This window comes from Pseudomonas fragi, assembly GCF_002269505.1.
GTDB classification, from domain to species: Bacteria; Pseudomonadota; Gammaproteobacteria; order Pseudomonadales; family Pseudomonadaceae; genus Aquipseudomonas; species Aquipseudomonas fragi_D.
Genome location: NZ_NQKQ01000026.1, coordinates 59,785 through 71,992, shown reverse-complemented (window position 1 = coordinate 71,992; position 12,208 = coordinate 59,785). Strand labels below are relative to the sequence as shown.

The 12,208-nt window shown below is 58.6% G+C and carries 11 protein-coding genes; 8 read left to right on the top strand and 3 right to left on the bottom strand.

The features are described 5' to 3' along the window. Positions 1–510 precede the first annotated feature (510 nt). From CJU81_RS19455 to CJU81_RS19420, 8 genes are all read left to right on the top strand, one after another. A complete protein-coding gene (locus CJU81_RS19455) occupies positions 511–1,275 on the top strand; it encodes a hypothetical protein (RefSeq protein ID WP_095037897.1) in 765 nt (254 codons plus the stop codon). A 218-nt stretch (positions 1,276–1,493) separates the two neighbouring features. Then, a complete protein-coding gene (locus tag CJU81_RS19450) occupies positions 1,494–2,735 on the top strand; it encodes an SfnB family sulfur acquisition oxidoreductase (protein WP_095037896.1) in 1,242 nt (413 codons plus the stop codon). A gap of 14 nt (positions 2,736–2,749) precedes the next feature. Then, entirely contained in the window at positions 2,750–3,946 is a 1,197-nt protein-coding gene (locus CJU81_RS19445; protein ID WP_095037895.1) for an SfnB family sulfur acquisition oxidoreductase, read from the top strand. Further along, entirely contained in the window at positions 3,946–5,307 is a 1,362-nt protein-coding gene (locus tag CJU81_RS19440; protein WP_095037894.1) for an LLM class flavin-dependent oxidoreductase, read from the top strand. The genes CJU81_RS19445 and CJU81_RS19440 overlap by 1 nt, the downstream gene beginning before the upstream one ends. Positions 5,308–5,420: 113 nt before the next feature. Further along, positions 5,421–6,212, top strand: coding sequence for a MetQ/NlpA family ABC transporter substrate-binding protein (locus CJU81_RS19435; protein ID WP_095027693.1), 792 nt, complete (start codon positions 5,421–5,423; stop codon positions 6,210–6,212). Positions 6,213–6,214: 2 nt separating this feature from the next. Beyond that, complete coding sequence (locus tag CJU81_RS19430) at positions 6,215–7,336, top strand: methionine ABC transporter ATP-binding protein (RefSeq protein ID WP_095037893.1); 1,122 nt, start codon at positions 6,215–6,217, stop codon at positions 7,334–7,336. Continuing rightward, the gene (locus tag CJU81_RS19425) at positions 7,326–7,970 is read left to right on the top strand and encodes a methionine ABC transporter permease (RefSeq protein ID WP_095027691.1); all 645 of its coding nucleotides are present in this window, start codon (positions 7,326–7,328) and stop codon (positions 7,968–7,970) included. Before CJU81_RS19430 ends, CJU81_RS19425 begins: the two co-directional genes overlap by 11 nt. A 40-nt stretch (positions 7,971–8,010) precedes the next feature. Further along, on the top strand, positions 8,011–8,652 hold the full coding sequence (locus CJU81_RS19420) for a class I SAM-dependent methyltransferase (RefSeq protein ID WP_095037892.1): 642 nt from the start codon (positions 8,011–8,013) through the stop codon (positions 8,650–8,652). Between the two features lie 108 nt (positions 8,653–8,760). Here CJU81_RS19420 and CJU81_RS19415 read toward each other — a convergent pair whose 3' ends face one another. The 3 genes from CJU81_RS19415 to CJU81_RS19405 form a co-directional block, all read right to left on the bottom strand. Next, entirely contained in the window at positions 8,761–9,990 is a 1,230-nt protein-coding gene (locus CJU81_RS19415) for a nucleoside recognition domain-containing protein (protein WP_088378644.1), read from the bottom strand. A gap of 104 nt (positions 9,991–10,094) precedes the next feature. Next, a complete protein-coding gene (gene gltP, locus CJU81_RS19410; protein ID WP_016782761.1) occupies positions 10,095–11,414 on the bottom strand; it encodes a glutamate/aspartate:proton symporter GltP in 1,320 nt (439 codons plus the stop codon). Positions 11,415–12,024: 610 nt separating this feature from the next. Next, complete coding sequence (locus tag CJU81_RS19405; protein WP_019828122.1) at positions 12,025–12,189, bottom strand: DUF1328 domain-containing protein; 165 nt, start codon at positions 12,187–12,189, stop codon at positions 12,025–12,027. Between the last annotated feature and the right edge of the window lie 19 nt (positions 12,190–12,208).

Genomic DNA, 12,208 nt, shown 5'->3' with positions numbered 1-12,208 from the left:
AGGCGGGAATGCCCAGTTTCGTGATTAGCATGCTCAGAAAAATTAACTGACTGTTGCACTTGTTCCTTGAGACCGCCCTGCCTCGCGCATGGCAATTATGCAGACGGAGTGTGAAATAAATGGCAAAAATGCAAAAAAATCGCGACAACCAAGGCCCTGAGTGATTGGGCGCCTGCACAGGGTTGGCGATCGCGGAGCATTAAGCAGCATATAAAATTATAGACTTAATACTCGTCGCCCATCCCCAGAATTACTTGAGATGCAACTTTAAAAGCGCTCTATAAGTAGGAACTTTCTGAATAATTCAGGGACATTTATATTAATCCTGTTCTCTCTTGACACTCATGCTCACAGACTCTTATCTAATAAATACAATCGAACCCAGCCAATTATCAAAAGGCAACTATCTATCGCGCTACCCATGTGCGGCCATGACTCGGTGCTGAAAGCGAGGATCGGTCTGCGCAGGCGTTTGCCGTTCCCTTACATACTGGAAAGGAATCTTTAAATATGCCCTTTACCTCATGCTTTAACAAACTGCCCCCTCCTGTACTTTCAAATCCTGCCAGGCATACTGTTTGCGCACGTGCGGCCGAGCATTTGCTTATTACAGTAAACCCTTACAAGAACATGGAAGAAGGTGATCTTGTCGAGTTGTTCTGGGATGGTTGTTATGTCGCCTCGCGACAGATTTTCAAGGCCGGTATTGGCCAGCCTGTCATGTTAAGAGTGCCACAGAGTTTTATTCAAAATGGTACGGCGCGACTTTATTACCGGGTGATGCATATCGGCAGCAACCCGGCTCTTTCTGCTCAACTTAAAATATTTGTCAAACTTGACTGCCCTGGCGGCGAAGCCATTGGCGACGAAAACCAGGGCCTGGCCCCGCTGGTGATTCCGCAGCCCATCCAGCGCTACGGGGTTAATCCAAGCCAGATGAAGCGCGGCGTCCCGGTGACGATCGAACCCTACCGTAACATGGCCAGCGATGACGCCATCACCCTGCTCTGGGGCGATGTACGCCTGGACTTGCCCAAACTGCGCAAGGTGGATATCGACAAACCCGTCAGCGTGTTCGTGCCCCCTCACATCATCCAGGAGGTCGGCGAAGACGCCAAACTGGAGGTCACCTACTGCGTGATCGACCGTGTGGGCAACAATTCGCGCTGGGCTCCTGCGCGAATACTCAAGGTGGGCGCCCCTAAGCTCTATCTCAACCCCGCACCAAGGGAAGTGCTGCACGCCGCAGAGCCGCGGCCCAACTGGCGCAATTAGGGGCGGGGGGCTATGGAATCATCTATTCATATTCCTAAAAGTTAGTTCTTTAAATTTTTATACTCGATTAGGGTATATGCACCGGACCACCGGACTCTCAGCTTTTATCCGCGCCGCACAAGCGGCGCTCCCATGAAACGTGAGGTAGGTATGGTCCGTAACACAATCACCCTTGTGCATAACGCCAGGGCATTGAGTGCAGCCAAGGAGCGCAACTAATGTCCAACTTGGCCAATGCACACCTGCAAAGCGACCAGGATGTCGCGCCTCTGTTGCTGGCAGCGCATATTCTGCGCACTGACAACGAAGCCCTTGAAGCCGCTCGTAAACTGGCTGCGAGTGCACGCGAACACGCGGGCAAACGCGACCAGCAGCGAAAGTTACCCTGGTCGCTTGTAGAAGAATTCACCCGCAGCGGGCTGGGGAGCATCTCCATTACCCGCGAATTTGGCGGGCCACAGGTGTCATTTGTGACCCTGGCTGAAGTGTTCGCGACCATCTCGGCTGCCGATCCGGCGCTGGGGCAAATCCCGCAAAATCAGGTGGGCATTCTTAGCCTGATCGCTGCCACGGCTACCCGGGCGCAAAAAGAACAACTGTTCGCCAGCGTGCTGCAAGGCTGGCGCATCGGTAATGCGGGCCCGGAGCGCGGCAGCAAAAACACCCTGGACCTGAAAGCCCGGATTACCGCTGACGGCGACGAATTCGCCATCAGTGGTCAGAAGTTTTACTCCACCGGTGCCCTGTTCGCCCACTGGGTCGCTGTCAAGGCACTCAACGATGAGGGCAGGCAGGTCATGGCCTTTGTACGCCGTGGCACACCAGGCCTGCGGGTAGTGGATGACTGGTCCGGTTTTGGTCAGCGCACTACCGCCAGCGGCACTGTATTGCTTAACAACGTGCGGGTTGAAGCCGAACTGGTGGTCGACAGTTCGCGCCTCAACGATGCCCCGAACATTCAAGGCGCCGTGTCGCAATTGATCCAGGCCGCCATTGACCTGGGCATTGCTCGCGGCGCCATTGCCGACACCATCAGTTTTGTCCGCGAGCGCTCGCGGCCGTGGATCGACGCCAAGGTTGAGCGCAACAGCGATGACCCTTATGTGATTGCCGATATCGGCAAATTGCACATTGAGCTGCACGCAGCCGAAGCCTTGCTGCGCAAAGCCGGTCGCGTCCTGGACGAAGTCAGCGCCGCACCGATTGACGCTCCTGGCGCTGCCCGCGCCTCGATTGCGGTGGCCGAAGCCAAGGTGCTGAGCACCGAGCTGTCGCTGCTGGCCAGCGAAAAGCTGTTCGAACTGGCCGGTAGCCGTGCCAGCCTGGCCGAATTCAACCTCGATCGTCACTGGCGCAACGCCCGGGTGCACACCCTGCACGACCCGGTGCGCTGGAAGTACCACGCCATCGGCGCCTATCGCCTCAACGGCACCCTGCCTGCCCGGCATTCCTGGATCTGACCCTGGAGACACCCATGTCCCTGATATCCAAACAGGTCCCGGTTATCCACAGCGATGCCGAGGCCCTGAGCGTAGCCCGTGAACTGGCGGCGTTTTTCAAGCGCGACAGTGCCCTGCGCGACCGCGAACGGCGCTTGCCGTTTGATGAGCTTGAGCTGTTTTCCCATACTGGCCTGTGGGGCATCACCGTGCCCAAGGCCTACGGCGGCGCAGGCGTATCCAACGTCACGCTGGCGCAAGTGGTCGCGCTGATCGCCGCGGCCGATGCCTCACTGGGGCAAATCCCGCAAAACCACTTTTATGCACTCGAAGTGTTGCGGGTCAATGGCACACACGAGCAAAAGCAACGGCTCTATGCCGAGGTACTGGCCGGTGAGCGTTTCGGCAATGCCCTGGCTGAAATCGGCACCAAGACCGCCCACGATCGCACCACCCATCTGGCCAAGGCCGAGCACGGTTTCCGCATCACTGGCCGCAAGTTCTACGCGACCGGTGCACTGTATGCGCAGCGGATTCCCACCTCGGTGGTGGACGATAACGGTATCCAGCACCTGGCATTTGTACACCGCGACAGCGATGGCCTGAGCGTGATCGACGACTGGAGCGGTTTTGGCCAGCGCACCACGGGCAGCGGCTCGGTGGTATTCGACAACGTCCTGGTCGCAGCACAAGACGTAATCCCGTTTCAAAGCGCCTTCGAGCGTCCGACCCCGGTTGGCCCGCTGGCGCAGATTCTGCACGCAGCGATCGACACCGGTATCGCTCGCGCCGCCTTTGAAGACGCGCTGCATTTTGTACGCACAAAAACCCGGCCCTGGATCGACGCCACTACGGATATCGCCAGCGAAGACCCGCTGACCCTCAAAAGCTTCGGCCACTTGAGCGTACGCCTGCATGCTGCCGAAGCCCTGCTGGAACGCGCCGGTGAGTTTTTGGATATCGCCCAGGCCAATACCAATGCCAATACCGTTGCCGCAGCCTCGATTGCCATCGCAGAAGCCCGGGCCCTGAGTACAGACATTTCCCTGGCCGCCGGCAGCACTCTGTTTGAGCTCGCCGGCAGCCAGGCCACCCTGGCCGAGCACGGTCTTGACCGCCACTGGCGCAATGCCCGCGTGCATACCCTGCATGACCCGGTGCGCTGGAAGTATCACGCGGTGGGTAATTACTACCTCAACGATGCCAACCCGCCACTGCGGGGGACCATCTGATGAGCAAAAAGAAAATCCTGATCAATGCCTTCAACATGAACTGCATTGGCCATATCAACCACGGGCTGTGGACCCATCCACGGGACAACTCGACCACCTTCAACACTCTGGAATACTGGACAGAGCTGGCGCAGCTGCTGGAGCGCGGGCTGTTTGACGGGCTTTTTATCGCCGATATCGTGGGGGTGTACGACGTCTATCAACAATCGGTTGATATGCCACTCAAAGAGGCGATCCAGCTACCGGTCAACGACCCGCTGCTGCTGGTTTCGGCAATGGCTGCCGTCACCAAAAACCTCGGTTTTGGCCTGACCGCCAACCTGACCTACGAAACCCCGTACTTATTCGCGCGTCGCATGTCGACCCTGGACCACCTGACCCGGGGCCGCGTGGGCTGGAATATCGTCACCGGCTACCTCGACAGCGCAGCCAAGGCCATGGGCCTGACCGAACAGGTCGAGCATGACCGGCGTTACGATCAGGCTGATGAGTACCTGCAAGTGCTCTACAAACTATGGGAAGGCAGCTGGGAAAACGACGCCGTGCTCAACGACCCGGCCCAGCGCATCTATGCCCGGCCCGATAAGGTGCACAAGGTCAAACACGACGGTGAGTTCTATCAGGTGGAGGGTTATCACCTGTGCGAACCGTCACCGCAACGTACGCCGGTGCTGTTTCAGGCGGGCAGTTCGGATCGCGGCCTGGTGTTTGCCGGTCGCCATGCCGAGTGCGTGTTTATCAGCGGGCAGACCAAGGCAGCGACCAAAGCCCAGATCGACAAGGTGCGCGCCAGCGCCGTGGCTGCCGGCCGCAACCCGGACGACATCAAGCTGTTTATGGGCCTGAACGTAATCGTGGCACCCACCGAGGCCCAGGCACTGGCCAAGCGTGACGAGTACCTGAGCTATGCCAGCGCCGAAGCCGGCGTGGCGCACTTTTCCAGCTCCACGGGTATCGATTTTGCCGATTACGAACTGGACGAGCCGATCCAGTACGTGAAGAGCAACGCGATCCAGTCCGCTACCAAAGTGCTGCAAAACAACGACTGGACCCGGCGCAAGCTGCTTGAACAGCACGCTCTGGGCGGGCGTTACATCACCTTGGTGGGTTCGCCTGAGCAAGTGGCCGACGAGCTGGAATCCTGGATTGCAGAAACGGGCCTCGACGGGTTCAACCTGACCCGCATCGTCACCCCTGAAAGCTACGTCGATTTTATCGACCTGGTGGTCCCTGAACTGCAACGCAGGGGCTCCTATAAAACGGCTTATGACACCGGCAGCCTGCGGCAAAAGCTGTTTGTCGACGGGGATGCGCACTTGCCACAACGGCATACCGGCGCGGCTTACAGACACAACCCTTAACTCTTTAATTGTGGGAGCGAGCCTGCTCGCGAAGCTTGCAGGATTGCCGCACTTTCGCGAGCAGGCTCGCTCCCACAGGGTTCAAATTCCGACTCTTTGACTGGGCAATAATCATGAACAAAAAACACGCACTGGTTCTGGCCCTCGGGCTGTTTAGCGGTTTGCTCCACGCGGCCGACAAGCCGCTCAAGGTCGGCACCACCGCCGCTTTCGCCATCCCCCTGGAAACCGCCGTGGCCGAGGCCGACAAGCAAGGGCTCAAGGTCGAACTGGTGGAATTTACCGACTGGATCGCACCCAACGTCAGCCTGGCCAGCGGCGATATCGACGTGAACTACTTCCAGCACATCCCATTCCTGGAAAACGCCAAGGCCGCCGCCGGCTTTGATCTGACGCCCTACGCCAAAGGCATCATCAACAACGTTGGCCTCTATTCGAAAAAGTACAAAAGCCTCGACGCCTTGCCTGAAGGCGCGACCGTCGCCATCGCCAACGACCCGATCAACAGCGGGCGCGGTCTGCAGCTGCTGGCCAAGGCCGGGTTGATTACCCTCAAGCCGGGCGTCGGTTACAAGGCGACTGAAGAAGACATCATCGCCAACCCGAAAAAGATCAAGATCCTGCAGGTAGAGGCCGTGCAACTGGTGCGCGCCTACGACGATGCCGACCTGGTACAGGGCTATCCAGCCTACATCCGCCTGTCCAAAACCTTCGATGCCGAGTCGGCCTTGCTGTTCGACGGTATCGACCACCCCGAGTATGTGATTCAGTTCGTGATCCAGCCCAAGAACAAAGACGACCCGCGTCTGGCCAAATTCATCGATATTTATCAGCACTCCCCCGTGGTCAAGGCCCAACTGGATAAGACCTACGGCACTCTGTACCAGCCCGGCTGGGGAGGCTAACCATGAATGTGGCCATTGCTCGCGAGCGGCTTGTTCAGCCGCAGCCCGGCGCGAACCACACCGAGCTGCACCCCGAGCTGAGTCACGCCCATGTGCGTTTTATCGGTATCGGCAAAACCTATGACGGCCGCCAGGGCCCGGTGGATGCCCTCACGGGCATCGATCTGGCAATCCAGCGCGGGGAAATCTTCGGCATCATCGGGCGCAGCGGGGCTGGCAAGTCGTCGTTGATTCGCACCATCAACCGCCTCGAACAGCCCTCCAGTGGCCGCGTACTGATCGATCAGGTCGATATCGCCGGCTTTGACGAAGACAAGCTCGTCGCGCTGCGGCGCAAGATCGGCATGATCTTCCAGCACTTCAACCTGATGTCGGCCAAAACCGTATGGCAGAACGTCGAACTGCCGCTCAAGGTGGCAGGCGTCCCCAAGCTGCAACGCGAGCAGAAGGTCCGTGAGCTGCTGGAGCTGGTTGGCCTGCAAGGCAAGCACACGGCTTACCCGGCGCAACTGTCGGGCGGGCAAAAACAGCGTGTAGGCATTGCCCGTGCGCTGGTGCACGACCCGGCAATTTTGCTGTGTGACGAAGCCACCTCGGCACTGGACCCCGAAACCACGCAGTCGATCCTTGGCCTGCTGCGCGAAATCAACCAGCGTCTGGGTCTGACCATCATCCTGATCACCCATGAAATGGCCGTGATCCGGGATATTTGCCATCGTGTGGTGGTACTGGAACAAGGTCGTGTGGTCGAACAAGGCCCGGTGTGGCAAGTATTTGGTGACCCGCAGTATGACGTCAGCAAAACCCTGCTGGCGCCGTTGCAAGCCAGCCTGCCCGAAGCGCTGCAAAGCCGCATTTCGGCGCAGCCCCTGTCTTCACAAGCCAGCGTGATCTTGCGTCTGCGCTTTACCGGCAGCCAGGCGCAAGAGCCTGATCTGGGCGCGTTGTTCAGCGCGCTGGGCGGGCAAGTTCGACTGCTGCACGGCGGCGTCGAACACATCCAGGGCCATGCCCTGGGGCAACTGCTGCTCAGCGTGACCAGCACTTCGCTGGGCGCTGAAGAGCTGCGCAAGCGCGCCGGGCAATGGGCACAACAGGTCGAGGTAGTGGGCTATGGGATTTGATCGTTTGTGGCAGGGGGTGATCGACACCTTTCTGATGGTCGGTGTGTCGTCGCTGATCGCGCTGGTTCTGGGCATACCCCTGGCGGTGATCCTGGTCACCAGCGGCAAAGGCGGGATTTATGAAGCTCCCACGCTTAACAAGGCATTGGGTGCATTCGTGAATCTGTTCCGTTCCATCCCGTTTCTGATTTTGATGGTGGCATTGATCCCGTTCACCCGCCTGATTGTGGGCACTACCTATGGCGTATGGGCTGCGGTCGTACCGCTGACCATCGCCGCCACACCGTTTTTTGCGCGTATTGCTGAAGTCAGCCTGCGCGAGGTGGATCACGGTTTGATCGAAGCGGCCCAGGCCATGGGCTGCAAGCGCCATCACATTATCTGGCACGTACTGTTGCCCGAAGCCTTACCCGGTATCGTCGGCGGTTTTACCATTACCTTGGTAACGATGATCAACTCGTCGGCCATGGCCGGTGCGATTGGTGCTGGCGGTTTGGGCGACATTGCGTACCGCTACGGCTATCAGCGCTTCGATTCGCAAGTGATGCTGACCGTGATCGTACTGCTGGTGATCCTGGTGGCCGTGATTCAGCTGGGCGGCGACCGTCTGGCCCTGGCACTGAACAAACGCTGAGGTATAGTCGGCGGCCAGCCCGCCGCCGACTGAGCCTGCGATGACCCTCGATGCAAAAACCCTCGAACAGATTGCCGCCACGACCCTGAGCCACTATCAACAGAGCGCCGAGGGATTTCGTGAAGGCACTCGCGACCACGATGTCAGCCAGAATATCGACGCCCTGCTGCGCCATATTCAAGGCCCGGCGCCCTTCACCCTTCTGGACTTCGGCTGTGGGCCGGGTCGCGACCTGCAGGCCTTCACCCGCCTTGGGCATGTGGCAATCGGCCTGGACGGCACCGAACGTTTCACCCAAATGGCCCGCGAAGACAGCGGCTGTGAAGTGTGGCATCAGGACTTTCTCAAGCTCGACTTGCCCGCTGAACGCTTCGACGGGATCTTTGCCAATGCTTCACTGTTCCATGTGCCGACCCAGGAACTGGGTCAGGTTTTGGGCAAGCTGCGCGCGGCTCTGAAACCCGGCGGCGTGCTGCTCAGTTCCAACCCGCGCGGCGACAACCGTGAAGGCTGGAACGGTGAGCGTTATGGCGCTTATCACGATCTGCAGAACTGGCGGGCGATGCTGACGGCTGCAGGGTTTGCCGAGCTGGAGCACTACTACCGCCCCGCTGGCTTGCCCCGTGACCAGCAACCGTGGCTGGTGAGTGTGTGGCGTAAAACCGCTGCACAAGCCCTGTAATCGCTGCCGAAGGCTGCGATGAGGGGCACGTAGAATTCAGAATAACGGGTTGCTCCGCAACCCTTCGCAGCCCTCGGCAGCGACTACAGGGCTGTGAACGCTGTGCTCTTAGCCAAAGAACCAGTAGCACACCAAAATAGCGGCCACCACGCCCGCCAGTTCCGCCAGCAAGGCGCAGCCCACCGCATGCCGGGCGCGCTGAATGCCGACAGCGCCGAAGTACACCGCCAGCACATAGAACGTGGTCTCCGTACTGCCCTGCACCGTGGCGGCCACCAGCGCCGGGAAGCTGTCCACGCCCTGGGTCTGCATGGTCTCGATCAGCAAGGCCCGGGCCGCACTGCCCGAAAAGGGTTTGACCATGGCCGTTGGCAACGCATCGACAAAGCGCGTATCCCAACCCAGCCACTCGACCACATGGCGAATACCGTCCAGGCCAAAGTCCAGCGCTCCGGAAGCACGCAGCACACCTACCGCGCACAGCATCGCCACCAGGTACGGCAGCAGGTTTTTCGCTACGTCGAAGCCTTCCTTGGCCCCTTCGACAAACGCTTCGTAGACCTTGACCTTGCGCAGCGCTCCGATCACCAGAAACAACATGATCAGGCCGAACAGCGTGAGGTTGCCCAGGATCGACGACAAGCTTGCCAGCGCCGTGGCTGACAGGGTTGCCAGCAACGCCATGAAGCCGCCCAGGATCAGCGCGCCAGGCACCAGGTACGCCAGCACCACCGGGTCCCACAGGCGCAGGCGCTGCACAATGGCCACCGACAGCAAGCCGACCAGGGTCGAAGCACTGGTCGCCAGCAGAATCGGCAGGAATACCAGTGTCGGGTCCGGTGCCCCTTGCTGGGCGCGGTACATGAAAATAGTGACCGGCAACAGGGTCAGGGACGAGGCGTTAAGCACCAGAAACAGGATCTGCGCATTGCTCGCGCTGGTCGGGCTCGGGTTGAGTTCTTGCAGGGCACGCATGGCCTTGAGGCCGATGGGCGTGGCGGCGTTATCCAGCCCCAGGCCGTTGGCGGCGAAGTTCAGGGTGATAAAGCCCAGCGCCGGATGGCCGGGTGGGACTTCCGGCATCAGGCGCTTGAACAGCGGCCCCAGCGCCCTGCCCAGCCAGTCGACGATCCCGGCTTTTTCGGCAATACGCAAAAAGCCGAGCCATAAGGTCAGTGTGCCGAAGAGCAAAATCATCACTTCGACCGACAACTTGGCCATGGCGAAGATGCTTTCCACGATCGCTGAGAAGATCCCTGCGTTGCCCCCCACCAGCCATTGGGCGAGCGCCGACACAGTAGCGACGACGAAAAAGCTGAGCCATAGGCCGTTGAGCATCAAGAAAACTCCTGGAAGATGGTGCGAATGATAGCGGCCTACCCCCAGAAACAACAAACCCCGACCAAGGCCGGGGTTTGTGGGAGTTGCGCTACCAGGCGAGGTTACTCACCTTTTGGCAGGGCTTCCTTGCTGCGCCAGTGCGGCAGCGAGTTCCAGTAGCGCTCGCCCTTGGCACTGTCGTACATGCCTTCCCAGCGGGAGATTACCAGTACCGCCAGGGCGTTACCGATCACGTTCAGGGCCGTACGGGCCATGTCCATCACACGGTCAACACCGGCGATAAAGGCCAGACCTTCCAGCGGGATGCCCACGCTGCCCAGGGTCGCCAGCAGTACCACGAAGGATACGCCCGGTACACCGGCGATGCCTTTGGAGGTCACCATCAGGGTCAGAACCAGCAGCAGTTGCTGGCTGATCGACAGATCGATGCCATACAACTGGGCGATAAAGATTGCCGCGATGCTCTGGTACAGGGTCGAACCGTCAAGGTTGAACGAGTAGCCGGTCGGTACCACAAAGCTGCAGATCGCTTTCGGGCAGCCGTAGGCTTCCATCTTCTCAATCACACGTGGCAGCACGGTTTCGGAGCTGGCGGTGGAGTAAGCCAGAACCAGTTCATCCTTGAAGATGCGGATCAGCTTGAACACCGAGAAGCCGAACAGCTTGGCAATCAGGCCCAGTACAGCTACGGCGAAGAACAGGATGGCGCCATAAACCAGCAGCACCAGCTTGGCCAGTGGCACCAGCGAGGCGAAACCGAAGTTGGCGACAGTCACGGCGATCAGGGCAAACACACCGATTGGCGCGTAGTTCATGATCATGTGAGTGACTTTGAACATCGACTCGGACACGCCCTGGAAGGTTTTCACCAGCGGGTCGCGCAGTTCGGCGTTCAGGCTCGACAGACCGAGACCGAAGAGCACCGAGAAGAAGATGATCGGCAACATCTCACCGCGAGCCATGGCCGCGAAGATGTTCGATGGAATCAGGTTGAGGATGGTCTCGATAAACGCATGTTCATGCGTTACTTCAGCAGCCGTGGCCGCGTACTTGGAGATATCGACCGTGCCCAGGGTGCTCATGTCGATCCCGGCACCGGGTTGGAACACGTTGGCCAGCACCAGGCCGACCAGGATCGCGATGGTGGTGACCACCTCGAAGTAAATGATGGTTTTAAAACCGATACGACCGAGTTTCTTCGCATCTCCCACGCCTGCAATCCCGACAACCAGTGAGGAAATCACGATTGGGATTACGATCATCTTGATCAGACGGATAAAGATATCGCCGGCAGGTTGCAGAACGTTACTGATCCACCAGGCCTTTTCAGCACTGAAATGGTTGAGCAGCGCGCCGATTGCAATCCCGAGGACCAGACCAATCAGGATCTGCCAGGCGAGGCTAAGTTTTGCCTTCTTCATGTCATTACCCTTACTTCAAGTGGACTCGGGCAGAGGCTCTGAATAGAGCGCTTGAAAGCGCAAAAAGCAGAAACCGCCACCCCCGTAGAAGGTCGCCCAAACCGAGCCCGAAAGGCTCTTTGGCAGGCGAAAAAAGGCGCAACTATTCCCATGCACGAGGTAGCCGTCTAATGCCGTAAACGCCTACCCTATGCCGAATCGGCATGGGTTTTGTCCGACAAGACCTCAAATCGCCCCTCCTGAGATTCCACAGAATAGACGACATAAGTGCCGTAGACCGGCTGTTTCAAGGTCTTTTTGGCGAAGGAGGGGGTGGCATAAAGCCGCTTATATCCAAGAAATATCCGACAACACAAATCAGATATAAGTCCGGGCTATTTTTCTACAAGTCGATATACGGTCGACGTTTCGAAGTGCCGTTCAGGCCACATTTGTTTTTAAAAAAATGAACCCTGATAAGGCATTACGCATGTCGGGTGATTTTCTTCAGACGTAAAAAAACCAAGGTAAAACCTTGGCCGCAACCCGCGATGTAACCGGTTTCATGCCCCGCGGTCGCCACCCGATATCGGGGTAGCAACCGCTGCCTTAAAGGAGGGGGCGAACATGGCTAGCCTCGACCGCGGCGACCAAAGATAAAGGACACCACAAACATCACCAGGAACACGACAAAGAGAATCTTGGCGATGCCGGTAGCGGTGCCCGCAATACCACCGAAGCCCAGGACAGCAGCGATGATGGCGATAATCAGGAAGGTAATTGCCCAACTCAACATGGTGTTTCTCCTTATTACT